The 19532-nt window shown below is 52.4% G+C and carries 17 protein-coding genes; 7 read left to right on the top strand and 10 right to left on the bottom strand.

Going from position 1 to position 19532, the window contains the following annotated elements; translation table 11 throughout:
- The first annotated feature begins 173 nt into the window (after nucleotides 1-173).
- Nucleotides 174-1130 (top strand): 1-phosphofructokinase family hexose kinase, encoded by a 957-nt coding sequence (locus VCU37_RS03205; RefSeq protein ID WP_336249186.1) that lies wholly within the window; start codon nucleotides 174-176, stop codon nucleotides 1128-1130.
- A gap of 9 nt (nucleotides 1131-1139) precedes the next feature.
- On the opposite strand, the gene VCU37_RS03200 is transcribed toward VCU37_RS03205, so the two are convergent.
- The 9 genes from VCU37_RS03200 to VCU37_RS03160 form a co-directional block, all read right to left on the bottom strand.
- Complete coding sequence (locus VCU37_RS03200) at nucleotides 1140-1766, bottom strand: M23 family metallopeptidase (RefSeq protein ID WP_336249185.1); 627 nt, start codon at nucleotides 1764-1766, stop codon at nucleotides 1140-1142.
- Nucleotides 1763-3145, bottom strand: a complete 1383-nt coding sequence (locus VCU37_RS03195) for a hypothetical protein (protein WP_336249184.1) — start codon at nucleotides 3143-3145, stop codon at nucleotides 1763-1765. The genes VCU37_RS03200 and VCU37_RS03195 overlap by 4 nt, the downstream gene beginning before the upstream one ends.
- 1 nt (nucleotide 3146) lies before the next feature.
- Nucleotides 3147-5426 carry an ATP-binding protein gene (locus VCU37_RS03190; RefSeq protein WP_336249183.1) on the bottom strand — a complete coding sequence of 760 codons (2280 nt, stop codon included), beginning with the start codon at nucleotides 5424-5426 and terminating at the stop codon, nucleotides 3147-3149.
- Nucleotides 5423-6064, bottom strand: coding sequence for a hypothetical protein (locus VCU37_RS03185; protein ID WP_336249182.1), 642 nt, complete (start codon nucleotides 6062-6064; stop codon nucleotides 5423-5425). Before VCU37_RS03185 ends, VCU37_RS03190 begins: the two co-directional genes overlap by 4 nt.
- Nucleotides 6065-6334 carry a hypothetical protein gene (locus tag VCU37_RS03180; protein WP_336249181.1) on the bottom strand — a complete coding sequence of 90 codons (270 nt, stop codon included), beginning with the start codon at nucleotides 6332-6334 and terminating at the stop codon, nucleotides 6065-6067. It lies immediately after the preceding gene.
- The gene (locus VCU37_RS03175) at nucleotides 6327-7103 is read right to left on the bottom strand and encodes a conjugal transfer protein (protein WP_336249180.1); all 777 of its coding nucleotides are present in this window, start codon (nucleotides 7101-7103) and stop codon (nucleotides 6327-6329) included. The genes VCU37_RS03180 and VCU37_RS03175 overlap by 8 nt, the downstream gene beginning before the upstream one ends.
- A gap of 73 nt (nucleotides 7104-7176) precedes the next feature.
- A complete protein-coding gene (locus VCU37_RS03170) occupies nucleotides 7177-8400 on the bottom strand; it encodes a YibE/F family protein (protein WP_336249179.1) in 1224 nt (407 codons plus the stop codon).
- A gap of 16 nt (nucleotides 8401-8416) precedes the next feature.
- Nucleotides 8417-9475: a 2-oxoacid:ferredoxin oxidoreductase subunit beta gene (locus VCU37_RS03165; RefSeq protein WP_336249178.1), complete on the bottom strand. Its 1059-nt coding sequence runs from the start codon at nucleotides 9473-9475 to the stop codon at nucleotides 8417-8419.
- A gap of 18 nt (nucleotides 9476-9493) precedes the next feature.
- Nucleotides 9494-11407, bottom strand: a complete 1914-nt coding sequence (locus VCU37_RS03160) for a 2-oxoacid:acceptor oxidoreductase subunit alpha (RefSeq protein WP_336249177.1) — start codon at nucleotides 11405-11407, stop codon at nucleotides 9494-9496.
- 127 nt (nucleotides 11408-11534) lie between these two features.
- Between VCU37_RS03160 and VCU37_RS03155 the strand changes: the two genes are divergently transcribed.
- The 6 genes from VCU37_RS03155 to VCU37_RS03130 all read left to right on the top strand — a co-directional run bounded on the left by VCU37_RS03155 (nucleotide 11535) and on the right by VCU37_RS03130 (nucleotide 18996).
- Nucleotides 11535-11987 (top strand): DUF5318 family protein, encoded by a 453-nt coding sequence (locus VCU37_RS03155; RefSeq protein WP_336249176.1) that lies wholly within the window; start codon nucleotides 11535-11537, stop codon nucleotides 11985-11987.
- A complete protein-coding gene (locus VCU37_RS03150) occupies nucleotides 11980-14115 on the top strand; it encodes a transglycosylase domain-containing protein (protein ID WP_336249175.1) in 2136 nt (711 codons plus the stop codon). The genes VCU37_RS03155 and VCU37_RS03150 overlap by 8 nt, the downstream gene beginning before the upstream one ends.
- Nucleotides 14115-15263, top strand: coding sequence for a glycosyltransferase family 4 protein (locus tag VCU37_RS03145; RefSeq protein WP_336249174.1), 1149 nt, complete (start codon nucleotides 14115-14117; stop codon nucleotides 15261-15263). The genes VCU37_RS03150 and VCU37_RS03145 overlap by 1 nt, the downstream gene beginning before the upstream one ends.
- A gap of 121 nt (nucleotides 15264-15384) precedes the next feature.
- Nucleotides 15385-15870 (top strand): GNAT family N-acetyltransferase, encoded by a 486-nt coding sequence (locus VCU37_RS03140; RefSeq protein ID WP_336249173.1) that lies wholly within the window; start codon nucleotides 15385-15387, stop codon nucleotides 15868-15870.
- Between the two features lie 284 nt (nucleotides 15871-16154).
- Complete coding sequence (gene gdhA, locus VCU37_RS03135; protein ID WP_336249172.1) at nucleotides 16155-17486, top strand: NADP-specific glutamate dehydrogenase; 1332 nt, start codon at nucleotides 16155-16157, stop codon at nucleotides 17484-17486.
- Between the two features lie 304 nt (nucleotides 17487-17790).
- Complete coding sequence (locus tag VCU37_RS03130; protein WP_336249171.1) at nucleotides 17791-18996, top strand: Fic family protein; 1206 nt, start codon at nucleotides 17791-17793, stop codon at nucleotides 18994-18996.
- On the opposite strand, the gene VCU37_RS03125 is transcribed toward VCU37_RS03130, so the two are convergent.
- Nucleotides 18997-19473: a low molecular weight protein-tyrosine-phosphatase gene (locus tag VCU37_RS03125; protein ID WP_336249170.1), complete on the bottom strand. Its 477-nt coding sequence runs from the start codon at nucleotides 19471-19473 to the stop codon at nucleotides 18997-18999.
- Between the last annotated feature and the right edge of the window lie 59 nt (nucleotides 19474-19532).

Genomic DNA, 19532 nt, shown 5'->3' with positions numbered 1-19532 from the left:
TAAAGCCAATGTGAATGGTCTTAGACCCACGACCCGGCTATTAAGCCGGGTTTTCTTGTGGGTACTCGGCCTTACCCACATCGATGAGTATCACTGATTCATACCGGTTGGACACCAAATTGCGTTAGGGTTGCATTATCCCGTGTTGGCGCCTGTTCAAAGGAGGCCAGAATATGATTATTACGGTTACGGCCAATCCGAGTGTTGATCGCACGATCGTGCTTGACCAACCCCTAAGCCCTGGGAAGATTCAACCCATCACCGCAGTGAGCGTGGAAGCCGGAGGTAAGGGGGTAAACGTTGCACGTGCTATTCATCAGGCTGGACGCAATGTGCGTGCTATTGTTCCGGCTCCACCTGGTGACTTGTTCCTATCTCTTTTAGATGAGCTGGGGTTGACATACACATCAGTTCATGTTGATGCGCCTACGAGAATGAATCTCACCATTTGTGGACACGATGGAGTGATAACGAAACTTAATGAACTTGGTGGACCATATACAAGTGCGCAAGTTCAAGCCTTTACCGACCTCGTCGTTGAAGCTGCTTTGGGTGCAAGTTGGATCGTGCTATCAGGTTCACTACCAACGGGTATGCCAGCTCATTGGTACAGCGATGTCATTCCGGTCTTGCGGACCTTAGGGTGCAAGGTTGCCGTTGATACATCGCACGAACCATTAGGCGCATTGGCTGAGCGTTTTCCAGCGTCTGCCCCCGATTTAATTAAACCCAACAGTGATGAGCTCGCCCAACTCAGTGGTATGGATGCTGCACAGTTGGAGGCCGATGCCATGCAGGGGAATATGGAAGCGATTGTAAATGCGGCCACTGACCTCACGAACCAGGGTGTTGATACCGTGCTCGTAACCCTCGGAGCTGCTGGCGCAGTATTGGTGAATGCCGATACCGCCCTCTGGGCAAGCCCGCCAAAAGTCGATGTAAAGAGCCCCATCGGTGCTGGTGACGCTACTGTTGCTGGCTATGTAATGGCGCATGAATCGGGTGCTGATCTTGATGCGTGTTTAGCAACTGCTATTGCGTATGGGGCAAGCGCAACTGAACTGGCGGGATCGGCCCAACCAAACCCCGAACATGTTAATCCTGCGTATGTTGATGTGAAATCTTGGTAGCGCTTGTGCTTACTTATACCGTGGGCAAGCGGCACGAAGAATGGAATAGTTATTTACATCTCTGCCACCTCGCCCGCCTGGTCGATATTGGATATGCAGGTGTGGAGGGGTATATCGGGCATTTCCCGTTTTGCCTAAGAAGGCGATGACCTGACCCTGTTTTACAAACAGGCCATTGTGCACACCAGGGGCAAAACCGTTGAGATGGGCGTAGTACCATGCTGATCCATCGCGGGCACTCGTCAGCCACAAGGTCGTACCGCCTAGCCCTCGATTGACCTTCATATTTGAGATTGTGCCATCAACCATGGCCACCAATGGAGTACCAATCGCGCCAAACATGTCTTGGCCTTTATGGGTGCGCCCACCCGACCGAGGGAACCCCCACGAGTCAATGAAGTGATGCCTTCCTGCAATGGGACAGAGATACCCATTGACTGGAACACCTGGAATGGCTTGACCATCGAATAGGGCTAGCGGACCGTCTTCACCGGCTGCATTCGGGATGGGAGCTGATCGGGCAAGGGTGGCAATGACGGTGCGTTGTTGATGGTCGTGATAGGCCCAATACACCGCTCCCATGGCCACAGTTGCTACCAACCACATGAGCGTGACACGAGTTAGCCAGTGCATCATACTCCCTTCCGTTGTTTCCATTTCAAACCGGCTAAGCCAATCACCACCATCGTGGGTAGTGCAATAGCAACAAGCCGCTGGTCAGTGGGGGTAATAATGGTGCTGAATTTCAATACGAGAGCGAGCAACGCTCCACTCAAAACCATTGCACTTGCCGCTTTAAACCCGGTGTATACCCACGTCCCCAGGAGCCGGTGACCAAATGATGGCACCACACCTATTGTCCAGACAATCGGTGCACTCAGAATAAGTACTGCACCTACACCTTGCGCACTCACTAAGGGGGCTAAGAGCACTATCATGCCCAGACTCCAACCGGCAACAACTATGAGATGGAGGGCCGCGAAAACGGCACGGTCTATACCTGCAGATCCATTGAATGCCGCTGCTTGGGTACACCCGTGGGAAGTCATGACGTGCCGTGGTTCTGGACTATCTCCGAAGTATCCAGCATTGACAATATCTTGGGCCAGTGTTCGACACTGCTCACTCAGTTGGCCCCACTGCAAGGCCATAAATGGTTCCTGAACAAATGCGGTGAACAGTCCCGCTTTGATGGGGGCAACCACTGAGGCGGTCATCACGGAGGGGGCTGTGCAGATATCTACCAGTGCGGTGTTGCCCTCTCCACTGGCTATCGCGAGAAAATAGCGACTAAGCCCACCTACGACAGACAGACTGGCACAGATCGGCCCAGACGGTGCAGCCATTCCAATGGCAGCTAATCCAATAACGCCAATCCCAATCAACATATCCCGCATCCCGTGAGCCTGTTGGCCCGTCAGTATGCGATAGGCAATCACACCAATTGCCACAATCAGTGCAATATCGCCTAATCGGATGGGGCCAATGACATCGGTTTGTAAGCCGCTCCCCAGCGCAATAGCGATTGGAATGATGTGGTGGGCAAGGCCAAAGGTGACGACTTGATCGGTGAGCCAAAGGGTGAAGGCCACAATGGTTCGAGCGAGGCCATTGAAGAGCCGTGCGAGTTCAATCGTTGGTTCAGCCACTGGCAAACTCATGCGTTGATCACCGTCAATGAATGCCGGGCGCGGCCCTGACAAGGTGTATTGTGACCAATCATCAGCACCCAAAAATGAACTTGCCAGCGAAGATGGGCGCGGTTCTGGTTTCAGGTCGGCAACATTCTTGGCGCTGGGTTTGGGATCTGGTTTTAAGAAGATACCTGTGCTACCACCCATGACCGGGCTGTTGGGTGCTGATGAATCCGGAGAAGGAGAGGCTGAAGGACGTTCACTTGACTGGGGCTTTGCACTTGCTGCTGTCTGGGGTACCTGACTTTGGGCACTCACGATGTGTGGCGTGAACAGCACGGACACACAACAAGCGAACACAAGGAGGATGTGACGGATCATGTCATTCACCTAACGGGGTGGTATTCAGTGCGCGATGAATAGCCGGGTCACCAGCTCGCCCGATATCCACACGACTCACCCGACCTGACAAGTCACGTATCACACACGATCCTGTCGGTAAATCTGGAATATCAGCTAACTGGCTACGTGGAATGGCGAGAAGATCAGATGCTTTATCCAATGCACCCTCGTCACAACGAAAGACAACCCTTGTTCCCATTAACCGTGCCAGGGCGTCATCACCAATGTCGGCAGGGTCTTGGCTCAACAACCACAGCGCCGCATTATGTTTGCGCCCATCTCGAACGGCATCAAGCAACATCGCAAGCCCAGCCGGGCTAGAGGTCAATGCCCAAGCCTCATCAACTACATGTACCCCAAATCGTTCCCTATTTCGCATGATGGCATAGTGGCTCATTGCCGTTACAAGGTGTACGACCGCACGACCAATAATCTGAGCCGGCAGAACCTCTTGGGCGAGGTGTGCATGAATAGTTGAATCATGGTCTGGCAAACTCAACCCTGGGGCGTGAAAACACAAGTAGTCAACATCATTTAAAGACACGTCTGGCGTACCAACGAGCACTTTGGCGAGTGGTTGTCGCAACATCACGTCAATACGTTGCGCAAGATGTACGGTTTCTGAGTCGTGTGCTAAGTAGGTGGGTACATCACCAAGCCCACCCCCTTGGAGGGCGACTTGATGAACCGCATGAGCTAAGCGGATACCGTCAGCTTCGGCTGGAGGCACACGGGCAATGATGCTCAATACGGCGGTAGCAAGTTCCTCTCCCGCTGGGCCAGGCAGACAACGCAACGGGTCGAGCCCTTGGTCTTCCTCCAGGGAAACAACTCTCGTACTCACCCCACTCACACCAGCTAATTGCACATATTCACCGTGAATGGTGCGGTCAAGGACACTGACGCGATGACCCCTGGCAAGTGACCCTAAAATCATGCGTTTAATGAAATAGGACTTACCTGATCCAAGAGCACCAAATACCGCCAACGACCCAGAGCGGTTTGTAGCTGGCCCGAGCGAAGGGTCCAAGAACACAGCAGTACAAGCCCCTTGATATCCTCTCGGCGCAATCCCAATAGGGATACCCTGTCCATCACCCACGCCGACTGGTGATAGGGGTAGGCCAGCCGCAATATCAGGTGGGAGAAGGTGTTGTGTGTAGTGACCAAAGGTGATTGGCTCTCGAACCCCCGGACACAATGAAACCAGACCATCGAGTTGGCCGCCTGTGGGACGGTCAATGCCAAATCCCTGCGGTTCCAAGTTTGCCTTTAGTTGGTCAAATGCGGCAAGCACTTCTCCAGGTTGGGCGTGGCGAACGGTCCACCCCATTGACAACAGCAACGCTGGTTCGCTCGGATTAGCTTGAAGTTCGCGTTGTTCACGGTCCAGGGCTTCAAGGGCGGCTTGGAGTTCGGGGGGCGCTCCAGCTGGATCACCGGCATATTCATCTTCTTGACCGGCTAACTGTCGGCGCTGCTGGGCACATCGATGACGCGCTTGTGCATTGGGAATAGGCGTAATGAATGCTGCCCAGTCCATCGGGTGATTGACCGTATCGGCAGCCTGGAACCAGGCGGCAAGACCAGGGGAGAGAAACTGAGCAGGCATAAAACTCAACATGCCTGTGGCTTGCCAAAAGACGTTGTTATTGTGTTGAATCTTCACGATTTGACGGTCTTGCAAGCCGACGCGTTCGTGGGGTTGGCCACCTTCAAAAGCTCTAATTTCCCCGAGGGGAGCCGTTGCGTTAATGCCAGCGACCCGTCCTTCAAGGGCGTATATCTCTGGTGGGGTGAGTGGCGCAATTGCCAGCCCAATCGCCATGCGTTGATAGAGGGTTTTAAGTTCTTGACTTACCCGCTTCGGATTCGTAGTAACCCGAAATTGTGCCAAAGGCTGGGGGCTTTGAATCTGGGCAAAGACGTAGGATGAACGCACAATCGGGCGTTTAGCCATAATCCATCCCGCATCAGCAATGGCCATGCGTCGCCACCGGTCTCGATGTGCTTCATTGACGCCTGTAACACAACGCTCAGCGAGGTCACGCGTACTCACTCGATTTGCGATCCCAAGGAGTTGGGTTGGCGTATCGATTGTGGCTAAAAAGGCTCTCAAGGTACGTAATTGTTGTGACTCATCTCCATCGATGGCTTGCGAGAAGGTTTCCTCAAGGACCTTCCATCCTGCCCAGATAGACCCATCTGCACGCCAAATCAAATTGGCTTTCACTTGCATCAATCGTGCAGGTCCAATCATCGTTCCTCACTTTGGATCGAAGGACTGACCACCCAAGGATCGAACATAGGAATCGGGTGCGTTGAGGGTAGGGAGTTCCCCTTCCGGTTGTCACTGTTGCGTCGTACCCATTGAGGCAGCCAGGAAGGTCTTGAGCGACGGCGGGCGGGTTGCACTTGCATTCGCTGATGTGACGGATATGGGGGCCTATCCGTGGTTTTGTCTAGTGAATGAACGGCGGCTACGGGCTGTGAAGTTCGTACGGCTGGTGAAAGGTGTTGGTGTACACAACGGACATCAAGCACGATGCCAGGGCTGTAATAGCGAGTGAAACCCCGTAGTGACCCCTGTACCCAGTCAGCCACAGCTCGCCCCTCAGGTCGAATCCGAGCAATGAACCGCATCCCCAAAACTGGAGCGATGATGGCAGCTACTGCCCCGCTTACCCCCGTTAAGGGATACCACCATGAGGCCGTAATCATCATACTAACAACGGTTGTGAGCCCAGTAACCGCTTGGGGAATGGTCAGCGGATAGGGAATAGCCCAGCCACCAACCTTACCCATAACTAACTGATACCGATAGGCAGCGGTGTACGAGTGGCCCCAGACAACGGACCGTTCGCGTTGAGCCTCATTCCCCAACCCCGTCGTATCCATTTAGAGACCCAAGAGGGTATTAACCGAGCTCTCTTGGCTCGTTGACCCGCCACTACCACCTTCAAAATCCTCGCCAACTTTGTCACGAAGCAGCGAAACATTTGATGTGGCCCATACCACGATGGCCGCCATAATGATGGCGCTGATAGTGGTGACCAGCGCCCTAGATCGCAGCCATGTGGCAGCAACCCAGCCGATAGCAGCCACCATCACTGCGGTTCGCAGTAGTCCATCGACATCGTTCAATACCTTCGTTAATGTTTCAATCATCTGAGGTCCCTCCTTCTTGTGGTTCACTAGCAGGCACTGAGTGGTCTGGCAGGTCGCGCAAAATGCCTCGGACCTCCCATTCATTTCCTTGCGTGGTGAGTGCGAGCGGGTATTGGGCGCGAATAACAACGCCATCTGCACGTCGCCCCTCCACTTCAACTAACACGATGTGGTCTTGACCAAGGACAATCGGTTTCGTAAGGCCGATAACATCAACACCAACAAAAGGCGGTGGACTAATAGGTGTCATTGTTGAATCAGCACTCGTATATCGAGAGAGATCCGGATTACCGGTCAGCAGGGCCGACAAACTTGCTTCAACCGTTTGATAAAGCTTGCTATCAGAAGGGGTACGCAGGAAGGTCGGCGTGTCCTTGGGTAAGACCGTTGGACTAGGGACAAGGGCAGGCAAGCCAACCGTTTGAGGAATGCCCTGGTCAGTGTGTACCCGAACTTGCCAAATCCGCAGCGCAACCGGATCATGAACGGCGACTTGTGCTGCCCAACGGTCTTGACCAGCGGGATCAATACGAATGGTGTGGGCTACGGGTACCCGGTGTTCTGATGTTCCAACCGCGTTCACCAGGTGGGTGATGACGGCCAGCTCAGCGACACCACTGACCCCCTCCGGTGGATAAACCGGCGGTTTCGGTATGGATACTGGGCGTACCGCAATACCGAGCCCTACCACACTTAAAAGAAGTGAAAAGACAACAAGAAACCAGATGAGATTACTTGTTGTGCTTTTAGGCGTTAATACACGTTCCATGTGGACAGTATGACTGCCCGCAGAGATAAAAGAGTTAACACATGGTTAACGGTTTGCGAATATTTAGACGTTTTTACGTGGTTTTATCACTGTTGTCGCCATACATCTCGACAAGCCGTTCCTGTTCAGGATGAACCTCACCATGGTCATGGTCGTGCAGTACAGCAGAGTCCTCATCCAGAATCATGGCGGCAAGAATGGTCGTAATAGGAACAGCCGCTACGAGCCCGATCGAACCAGCCAATGCACGGACAATTTCTTGTGCCACAGTTTCACTTGTCAGGTGTTCACCCAGGCTCACACCGCCGATAGCAAACAGAAGGAGGAGCGGCAAACTCGCACCGGCATAAGCTAAGAACAAGGTATTCACACTCGCCGCGAGATGGTCTCGACCCACCTTCAATGCACCAGCAACAATCTTTGCCCGAGGTGCATTCGGTGCAGCAGCACGCAACTGCGCAACCGTTGAAGCCTGGGATACCGTGACATCATCGAGCACGCCTAATGTTCCAATAACGATGCCGGCCATTAAGATACCCCGTAAATCAAGCTGGAATCCATCAATGAGATAGCGCAGATTTCGGGCATCTTCATTGGCCAATCCCGTGATAAACGTGCCATCAACACTGACAACAGTCAATAAAACTGTGAGCGCAAGCGCGACAGCTGTTCCAATCATGGCCGCAGCCGTCGTCCAGTTGAACCCGTGCGACATTGGAAGCGTCACCCACATGACCGCGAGGGCGCCTAGGGTGGCCACCAGCAGCGGGTTTTGCCCGCTCAGCATAGCCGGGGCAATGATCCACACAATCATCGCGATACTAAAGGCCAGCCCAATTAAACTCGCCACCCCTTGACGACCCATAAGTGCCAGCACCGCGAGGGCAAAGACAGCGGTCAACCAAAGCAAGCGGCCGCTGCGTTCAACGTCAACAACACCCCACTGAAACTCAGCCGATGCACCGGGTTGGTATTGCACGATCACCCGACGACCGGCCTTATATAGCCCTGTTTCGTCCAGGCCGCGCGAACTCACCACTTGACCATCATCGAGCCGCAAGGTCATTTGGACTTCTACGGTGCCAACAGCGACCGTGGGGTCGTCAGAAAAATCCTTTCCTTCCACAACGGTGGCCGATTCGATTACGGCATGGTGGTAGGCAGACTCCGCAGCCACAACATTCTCTTGGACAACAGATCCAGTGGTTGCTTTTACCCACACCAAGAACGCTAGAAGAAAGATCGCGCCAGCGATAAGAAAGATTTTTGATGCCGTGCGTAGCGATTGGATAGTCACGGGTTTCCTTTGATGTCTAGACCGTCCTAGAGACTGTCCACGTATCAGAGCCGGTTATCAATGCTTGGATATCTTCATCTGTAGCCCCATTACTGCCACCGGCTTGTGCAACTTGGGCGCGTACTTGACCACAATAGGTTGGTGCGATGACCTGACGGAATACCCCAATGGGCATTGGGCCACCGCTCATGATCCCATCATCAAGCTGGGATAAGGCGAAGGCAGTCGTCGGATCGTTGCGGTGAACATCATGTACGAAAACATCAGATTCGCTGATCTGGTCACGAGCCACAATTTCAATGGAACCTTCCGGTGAACGCCGGAGTGCCCATTCGTCTTCAAGACCAAAAATAGCGGGTTCTCCGTGTGCGAGAGCAACCATGTTGGCTTTGGCTTCTTTACCCGTTACACGTTCAAAGGCACCATCATTGAAAATGGGGCAGTTTTGCGCAATCTCTACGAGGCTCGTACCCGGATGATGCGCCGCTGCGGTAATCGTTTCTACGAGGTGCTTACGATTTGAGTCAACCGTACGGGCAACGAAGGTGGCACCCGCACCAAGTGCCAGGGAAACCGGATTAAATGGGCGATCCAGGCTGCCAAATGGCGTGGATTTTGTTGTTGCACCTTGACGAGATGTGGGGCTGTATTGGCCTTTTGTCAGCCCATAAATCTGGTTATTGAAGAGCAGAATAGTCATATTGACATTCCGCCGAAGGGCATGAATCAGATGATTACCGCCGATACTTAAGGCATCTCCATCGCCGGTGACTACGAAAACTGCTAAGTCTGGCCGAGACACGGCCAAACCAGTTGCAATGGCCGGTGCACGCCCATGAATCGAGTGCATCCCGTAGGTGTTCATGTAATACGGGAAGCGGCTTGAACAACCAATGCCACTAATCACAACCGTATGGTCTGGATCAATACCGAGGTCAGCCATCACCTGGCGGACCCCAGCCAGAATTGAGTAGTCACCACACCCAGGACACCAGCGAACCTCTTGGCTCGTAGCAAAGTCCTTCGCCTTGAGCGGGGTATCAACCATTGGTAACGCTTCTAATGCAGAACTCATACCATCTCCTCAGCCGCGTTAGGCCGTGACCTTTCCATTCAGCACAGGATCGCCAGGTTTGGCACTACTTAAACCGACTGGGTCAATGCCAACCAGTTCAGCCAAGCGAGCACCAAGCTCCCCAACCGCGATCGGCAAGCCACGTACTTGCGTATACGACTCGACTTCGACCAGAGTTTGGGAACGAATCAGCATAGCGAGCTGCCCCATATTCATTTCAGGAATAACCACGCGGTCATACCCGCGTAGGACCTGCTCAAGGTTTGGTGGCATCGGATTCAAGTACCGCAAGTGTGCCTGTGCAACCTGGCCACCAGCCAACCGAACACGCCGAATCGCTTCGGCTATCGGCCCCCATGTTGACCCCCAACCTAATACCAGCACCTTGGCTTGACCAGATGGATCATCAACCTGGAGCTCAGGAACTGGAATACTGGCAACCTTTTGAGCTCGTGCCGTTACCATGCATTCATGGTTCTCGGGTACATAACTAATGTTGCCTGTTTCATCTTTTTCAAGCCCACCCAACCGATGCGCCAGTCCAGGTGTGCCTGGCACGACCCAAGGGCGAACGAACCGTTCATCACGCTGATAGGGCACCAATATGGGATTACCATCAGCATCTTCACCATTGGGTTCGGTCAGCATATTGGTGTTGATTCTCGGCATCGACGCGACATCGGGAATAGCAAAGGGTTCAGCGCCATTGGCCAAATAGCCGTCACTGAGCACCATCACCGGGGTGCGGTATTCAATTGCAATACGACACGCTTCAACGGCGATATGAAAACAATCTGAGGGACTTTGTGCCGCCAGTACTGGCATCGGTGCCTCACCATGACGTCCAAACATGGCGTGTAATAGGTCAGACTGCTCAGTTTTTGTTGGCATCCCCGTTGAAGGTCCAGCCCGCTGCACATCAATAACGACCATGGGTAATTCTGTCATAACCCCAAGGCTCAACGTTTCGCTCTTCAAAGCGATACCCGGCCCGCTTGAAGCGGTCACCCCCAACGAACCGGCAAACGACGCGCCCAAGGCAACACCGGCTGCAGCAATTTCGTCCTCTGCCTGGATGGTTGTAACCCCAATATTTTTGCGAGCAGCCAGGTAGTGCAGAATATCTGAGGCCGGTGTAATTGGATACGCCCCAAACACAAGGGGTAATCCTGCAAGATGGCCGCCCACGCACAGCCCATCAGCCATTGCCATATTCCCACTAATCTGCCGGTATAAGCCAGTCGGTAGTGCGGCGGGGGCCACTTCAACACGGTGGCCGATCGCTTCAACAGTCTCACCAAAGGCATAACCGGCATTGAATGCAGCAATATTGGCGTTTGCAACTTCGGGAAGTTTAGAGAATTTTGACTCAATAAAGGCCAGCGTCTGCTCTATCGGGCGGTTGTACATCCAACAGACAAACCCAAGCGCAAACATATTTTTTGACCGCTCTTTATCTTTACGGCCTAGGTCGAACTCGTCGAGGGCGGTCAGTGTCATACCAGTCAGGTCAATCGGGATGACTCTGTAATTGGACAGCAGGTCACCCTCTAGCGGGTTGGTATCCCAGCCCGCCTTGGTGATATTGCGTTTCGTGAATGCCCCTTCATCAACGATGATCGTGCCTTGGGGTTCAACATCCTTCCAGTTCGCCGCCAATGCGGCTGGATTCATCGCAATCAGTACATCACAGCGATCACCCGGCGTTGTGATGGGGTGATCAGCAATATGCACTTGAAAACTTGATACACCAGGAACCGTGCCGGCTGGTGCCCGAATTTCAGCGGGAAAGTTCGGCAGAGTCGAGATGTCATTACCCCACAAGGCACTTTCGGCCGTAAACCGGTCGCCGGTCAATTGCATTCCGTCACCGGAATCGCCGGCAAAGCGGATTACAACACTCGAAGCAGCAATGGTTGGGGTTTCAGACATGGGACCATCATAGGACCTGCGCCAACAATTAAACACCGAAAGTTACGGTAGCGTAACTAGCCACCTAACCCCTCGGCCAATAGCCGGTCCACACCGGAGGTGTAAAGCGTGGCAAATTGGGTAGGTCATGTCCAGCACTATTGACTACCGACTCGCCAAGCGCGCTGTGGTTCGCCGTCTTGTAAATGGTGAGCTCTCCACAGACGAGGTTTGTGATGCGCACCCAGAATTGCTTCGAGCCTCAACCTTCCTTGGGATGCCAACACAACGATCCTGCCCAGTCTGTCAAATAACTCGTGGCGATGACCTGGAAACGACACGATCAGTACCTCAACTCGTTGAAACAACATGGCTGTACGGCACGGAACTTCGCCAGAAAAACGGTCATTTAGTTGAGAATCCAGCAGATTTAAGCCATTTCGAGCGCCGCTTCCCATCATTTCGGGCTTGGACCGTGGAGTGTTGCATAACTTGCGGCTGGAATTACTTAATTGCCCAGCGTCTATGCGGTTTTAGCCATCGACCTGGCCATGATCTCGCTGAACGTACACGGCAGATGCGGGTGAGTTCGCATGAATAGGCGACCATCATCCTTAAAAACGCCGATTCGTCCTGCAAATAAAAGGATTCGAGCAAGACGCCAACCCTTGGAAGATACGGTACGCGATAAGGCTAAACCTGACGTTGAGGGTTTATCGCCCACCATGCGTGTAACCGTAAAACGACGCTGGTTTCGGAAGAATTTAGTGATTGATGAGGAGATAGTTCCTCTTCAAGGGAAACCGCTCCTCAACCACCCTCGGAGTCTGTTCGGCCGGCTCTGGTGGGCAGTCAATCCTTGGCGAAAACGCAACGGCCACCCTTGGTGGCTGACATTTCTCCTGCGCGTATTTGCTACCGTCGTGACGTTGACCGTCGTCCTTGGTGTTGTCGGTGTCATCGGTATCGCCGTGTTGGTGCGGATGTCCTCGGTGCCCACCATTCCAGCCACCAATCCAGGGATCCTTCTCGATGTAACTGGACAGCAATACACCGATCTTCGGCAAACCGCCGGTCGTGAAGATGTCGAACTAAAATCCTTACCTTCCCATGTTCCTCAGGCCGTCTTGGCGGCTGAAGACCACAGTTTCTATACGCACATGGGGGTCAATCCATCAACGATTATTCGTGCCCTCATTGCGAACGTGCGCTCTGGAGAGGCTGTGCAAGGTGGGTCCACCATCACCCAGCAGTATGTGAAGGTGGCAAGTGGGGACGATTCACCCACTATTTTCCGTAAAATTAAAGAAGCTGCTCAAGCATTAAAAGTTGAACAGACCTATAGCAAGGACAAAATCCTTGAGCTCTATCTCAATAACGTCTACTTCGGACGTGGCGCAACAGGTATTCAGGCAGCGGCCCAAGCCTATTTCCGAGTAGATGCAAAGGATTTAAGCGTTCCACAGGCAGCCATGCTTGCCGGTGTCCTACCGGCACCAAGTGTGTATGACCCCCTGGTCAATCCTCGCGCAACGCAGCGACGCTACGAATATGTACTAGGACGCATGGTTGAAGATGGGGTCATCTCACCAACCCAACAAACGGATTATGAGGTTAACCGTCCCCTGACCTATCCACGGCCTACACGGATTGATGACCCGTATCCCTGGTTTACCGACCTGGTGCGTGTAGAACTCGAAGCGCGCGGCTTTAAAGGTGGACGCGGGCTAACTATTCGAACCACGATCGATCCGACAAAACAACAAACGGCAGAAGAGCACTTTGCCCGTACATTCGATGACCTCACCGCTACAGGTGCATTGATTACGTTAGACAATGACACCGGCTCTATTGTTTCTGCGGTCGGTGGTAAGGACTACAAAGCCGACCAATTCAACACCTTGCGTGCTCGTCGTCAGCCTGGATCCACGTTTAAACCCTTTGCCTTGATTGCATGGCTCCAAGAGGGTAACGACCCCGAGCAGATATTCCAGGCACCAAAATCCATTACCATGCCCGAAGCAGATAACGGTAAGGACTGGACAGTCAACAACTTTGAAGGTGCGTCATACGATAACCTCAATCTCTCTGATGCCACGGCTAATAGTGTGAATACGGTGTATGCCCAGTTAGCCCATGAAGCTGGGTTCCAAGAAGTTGCCGACGTAGCCAATACCCTTCTTGATCGACCGCGGGCTGACCTTCTTCCGACCCACGCATCACTGGTGTTGGGTACGAGTGAAGTTACACCGGTGGAGCTAGCTGGTGCCTACGCAACGATTGCGGCAGACGGTGTCTTACGCATTCCACACACCATCACGGAGATTCGCCGTGGCGATGAACTGCTTTATTCAGCTCAAGTACCAACCAACCATGTGGTCAATCAAGAAGTAGATCGGTTAACGATTGAACTGCTCCAAAGCACCATTCAAACGGGTTCTGCTAAGCGAGCCAATATCGGACGTCCAGCAGCGGGTAAAACCGGTACGACACAGGGACACGGTGATGCATGGTTTGCCGGATTCACACCCGAGTACACAACCGTGGTGTGGATGGGTAACCGTGACAACCGCGATTCGTTGCCCAATAAGGAAACCGGTGGCGGCTTGCCTGCGAAATTATGGGCGTCGTACACCACAGCCATTACCCGTGGTGTACCGTCCACTCGGTTCAAAAAACCCGATCCTGAAAAATTCGATGGGTCACCGTTACCTGCTGGTGACAACTGATGCGTGTTGCGATTGTTACCGAATCCTTTTTTCCTACAGTCAATGGCGTTTCTAACGCTGCGGGCCGCGTAACAATCGAACTGGAGCGCCTGGGTCACCAGGTGCTCATTATTTGCCCAGGGAAGGGCCCAAGCACATTCTCTTCAACGCGGGTCTACCGTGTTCCATCAGCACCTTTACCTGGATATAGCCAAATCCCTGTGGGGATCGGTAATGCTGGAGCCTGGGCTGCACTAAGTAGCTTTAATCCTGATGTTATTCACCTTGGTGGCCCCATAGCGCTTGGGGCCTGGGGATTAACTGCAGCTAATCAACTCGGTGTCCCCGCTGTGGCTATCTTTCAAACTGATATGGCTGCCTTCGCACGGCACTACCGAGTCGGTGTCGCCGAGCGCATCATTTGGCGGTGGTTGCGTGAACTCCATGAAATGGCTGAACTCACGCTGGCACCCTCATCATCAACAGCCATGAAATTGCGGCGTCAAGGGTTCCGAAAGGTGCGTATTTGGGGTCGTGGCGTTGATCTGGATACCTTTTCTCCGATGCGCCGATCAACCCCGTTTCGTACCAGCATTGCACCGAATGGAGATGCAATCGTGGGGTATGTCGGCCGTCTCGCCCCAGAAAAGAATGTCTCCCTTCTTAAAACCCTGAAATCGGTTGACGGCATCCAGTTACTCATCGTTGGTGAAGGTCCAGAACAGCAGAAGCTCCAGCGCTTACTCCCTCAAGCCCATTTTCTGGGCTATCAGTCTGGGCAGTCGTTAGCGCAGACCTATGCCTCCTTGGACTGTTTCATTCACACGGGTAACCACGAGACCTTCTGCCAAACTATTCAAGAGGCGCAAGCGAGTGGGGTACCCGTCATCGCTCCGGCGGTTGGGGGGCCTCTGGACTTGATTACGCATAGCCAAACCGGTTTGCTGTACCGCCCTAATGACCGGCGAACATTACGCCGACACGTCCAATGGCTGCTTGATAACCCTGGTGAACGAGAGCGGATGGGGAGAGCTGGTGCAAAACAGGTCCAACATCGGTCATGGCTCGCCTTGACACAAGAACTCATTAGCCACTATGAAGATGCCTGCCGTATGGGCGCAGGTCGGCGTCATATCCCTGACCGCATCGCACCTTGGGAGACGCACTGATGTGTGCCACGAGAATTTTTTCACTCCCTTGACCTTATTCTCTGTTAAAAGGCGGGGAAAATATGGACCGAACGTTCTACGCCCTTTAGAGTTCAACTCACCAACGCCTTTGGAGGGTCCCATGACGTATGAAATCCGTGTCGCTAATCCCGAAGAGTACGACATTGTTTCTTCACTCGTGATCGATGCCTATGCCGACCTCGCCGCCATTATGTCGCCAGATGCATGGTCGTCCTTCGCCCATGACATCGCGAATGTGAATGGCCGTGTTGCCGATGGTCAACAGCTTGTCTGCCTTGAAGGTGACAAGATCGTTGGAACACTCACGATGTACCAGACATGGCAAGGGGCTCAGGCTGATGCCATTGCCATCCGCCTTGTTGCGGTAGACACAGAACACCGTATGCGTGGTGTTGCACGTGCCATGATTAACGGCGTTATTAATCAAGCCAAAGCACTCGGCAAAAAACGTGTGGTTTGTACCCAGGTCCAAGACGTTGTACTTCGTAATGAAGTATTGAATGAGCTTGGGTTCGAACGTGAGCCATCACTGGACCATCAACCTGCCCCGGGTGTTCACGCCTATGGGTATTCCATTACGGTGTAATGCAACGGGCTTTACTTTGCCTCACCCTCCTAGGTGGGGTTGGTTTCGTTGCGTTATGGTGGCTTTTAAACCCCAGTCGACCAGGCGGTTTTGGGTCCATAGGGTTAGATCGTGAATTGCAGTGGCGGTCACGTGTCGGCCTGCCAACAAATGACCCCGGCTTGCCCGATCACCTGATTACGTAGACTAAACACGTAGACTGTTACAAGGTTTAGCTCCAACGGTGTAGCTCCTCCATTTAATGTCAGATGTTTCGTACCTGGTACGAAAGAAAGGGAGGGTAGATGCACCCCGTAATTCAGCGCATCCTTGATGACCTTATTACTTTGAACGAAGGTCAACCCGAGTTCCATCAAGCAGCAACTGAGGTTTTGAGCTCCTTGGGTCCTGTTGTTGAACAGACTCCAGCGTTAGCAGATGAAACATTGCTGCGCCGTATGGTCGAACCCGAACGCCATATCGAATTCCGTGTTCCTTGGATTGATGACCAGGGCAACGAACGGGTTAACCGAGGCTGGCGTGTCCAGTTTTCTTCAGCCTTAGGGCCCTATAAGGGCGGCCTGCGTTTTCATCCAACGGTCACGGCTGGAACAGTACGCTTTTTGGCCTTTGAGCAGATGTTCAAGAATGCACTGACAAATCAGCGTATTGGCGCTGGTAAGGGTGGTGCGAATATCAACCCCAAGACGATGTCGGTGGGTGAGTTACAGCGCTTCTGTCAGAGTTTTATGCTTGAACTCTCACGCCATATTGGCCCAAATACAGATGTTCCTGCTGGTGACATTGGTGTTGGTAGCCGTGAAATCGGCTGGCTCTTTGGGCAGTACAAGCGTGTGAGGAATGCGTGGGATGCTGGCACCATCACCGGTAAGGACCTTTCCAGCGGTGGTGCCCAGATACGCACCGAGGCAACTGGCTACGGCTTAGTCATGTACGCCAACGAAATGCTTGGTTCTGAGGACTGGACCGATCGTGTGGTTTCTGTAAGTGGGTCAGGCAACGTTGCCATCTATGCAATCAAACTAGCCCAACAACAAGGCGCCAAGGTCATCACCTTCAGTGACTCATCTGGTGTGGTTGTCGATGAGCAAGGCGTAGATCTTGAGCTTTTGCAGCAGATTAAAGAGGTTGAGCGCGGTCGCGTTGCTGACTATGTCGAACGCCGCCCTGGGGCCAAGTTGCTTACCGATGCATCGGTTTGGACGGTACCAACAGATATCGCACTCCCATGTGCAACCCAGAATGAGCTGCATGCTGATGATGCCAAGACGTTAGTTGATAATGGCGTCAAACTCGTTGCTGAGGGGGCCAATATGCCCTCAACCAATGAGGCCATCGAGGTATTCCTTGATTCCAACACGCCGTTTGGTCCTGGGAAGGCAGCAAATGCTGGTGGTGTGGCCGTGAGTGCACTGGAAATGGCCCAGAACGCGGCGCGTGATTACTGGACGTTCGAGGAAAGCCAAGCACGCCTCCGCAACATCATGAAGAATATCCATACCTCCGGCATGGAGGCAGCCGAAACCTACGGCATGCCAGGCAACCTTGTTGCCGGTTCAAATATTGCTGGTTACTTGCGTGTTGCCGAAGCGATGCGCCACCAGGGCAGCGTATAACCCCATCTAGTTTCCTCTCTCAACCCCAGGGCACCCGTCCTGGGGTTTTATCTCTGCCGCTCGTGGCCACGGCTGGGGTATTCCTACACTTATAACATGGTTCGAGTGCAAATCGGTTCCCTATCCGAACAATACTAAACACATTAGTACAAAACATTTCAAATAAATACACCTCAACCTCGGTACTCGAAAGTTTTATCGTATAATAATTTCGAATAAACCACTTGGTGAATGTTTCTAAACCCAACATGGCTGTTCTCGGATCAACCTTGTAACCGCTCCAGCACGCGTATTAGGAGGCTTTATGCAACGCGAAGATTTCCTACCTACCGCTCCTGGACGTATTGACGAGACGACCTTTGCCAACGGGGCTCACGGCATCACGTTTATTCCCTTTTCACTGAGCAGAATTCACGTCGACCTCTCTGACGAAACGTACAGGTGGATTGCTGAAGCACGTTCAGCATTGAGCCTGCTTCAAGGCAATATTGCTCAGATGAGCTCACTGCCCATTGTGCGCCCAGCACTCCTCCGCCAGGAGGCACAGGCAACAAGTCGTATTGAAGGTACTCGGACCTTGTTGCATGAAGTTGTTGGTGCTCAGCGAAAACAAAAGGACAACACAGAACTCCGAGAAGTGATGAACTTTGTTAATGTAGCTGAGACCGCATATCGGTATTTTGAACAAGTTAAAGATTGTCCACAAATTCCTATCAATCTTCTCTTTCAGATGCAAGAAGAGCTTATGAATGGAATGGTGAATGATTCAACTCAAGTGGGACGAACTCGAACTGAACAAGTTTTTATAGGTACAAAAGGCCACTCCATTGAACAGGCAAGGTTTATTCCCATGCCTCCTGGTCATGATCTGGAAATAGCACTTCGAGATCTTATAGATTATATAAACAAACCGCAACATTCCGTAGACCCAATTGTCGCCATAGCTATGGCTCATTATCAATTCGAAACACTACACCCATTTATTGATGGTAATGGGCGTCTTGGCAGGCTCCTTATTCTTTTACAGCTTGTGATTCTTGGTCAGCTTAGTGATCCAGTATTGAGTATCAGCTCATGGTTAGAGCATAATCGCAATGCCTATTATGGTCGACTTTTACGGGTGAGTACTCACGGCAGTTGGAATATCTGGATAAGGTTTATGGCAAAGGTTATCTACCATGCATCGGCACAAACCCTTGACCTGATAAAAGAGATTTCGAGCCTTAACGAACATTTACATACCCAAGTTCGTGAATCAAACCTTAAGGCAGAGACCGCGCACCAAGTCGTAGATATGGCATTTGAACAGTTGAATTTTGATTCGGCTGATATACAAGAGAAATGCAACGTATCTAATCAGCGAGCCAATCAGATTTTGAAAGATCTCTCTCAACTAGGAATTATTCAGGTTCAGGATCCATCAATGCGCAAAAACAAACGCTATACCTGTCCACAAATTACTGAAACCTTGTTGCGGGTAAGTCCATCGGATTACACCATTGAGGATTAATTACGTCACGGGGTGCAACTTGAGCCAATGCACCACTGAACGCTGCACCTCTTCCAAACAAGACTCAAAGTCGCTCATATCGCCAAACCACGGGTCAGCGAGGTCTAGGGTTTCTCGGCTGCCGAGTTCAGGATCAAACTCTCGGAGTAACCGGATTGGGGTGGCCGTACCCATTGCTTTGATCGTGTCATAGTGTTTTTGAGTGGCAACAAGAATCAGATCAACCTCGTCAGCCATCGCTCGGTCGATTTTTACTGACCGATGCCCACGTGCATCGATGCCAAGGGTGTCTAGCACTTCAATCGTTCGCCCGTCTGGCCCTTCCCCCACGTGCCAGCAGTCTGTTCCGGTCGAATTAACTTCAATCTGATCAGACAATCCAGCCTTTTCAATCAAGTCACGCGCGATATATTCAGCCATCACCGAACGGCAGATATTGCCGGTACACACCATCGTCACTTTGTACACATCAGCCATAGACACAGTCTATGCGCTTGTGAGTAATGAGCTGTTCCAAACGATGGCACACCACAACC

This window comes from Stomatohabitans albus (genome assembly GCF_036336025.1).
GTDB lineage: Bacteria > Actinomycetota > Nitriliruptoria > Euzebyales > Euzebyaceae > Stomatohabitans > Stomatohabitans albus.
The sequence above is the reverse complement of the archived record's forward strand: the minus strand, read 5'-3'. Positions and strand labels throughout refer to the sequence as shown.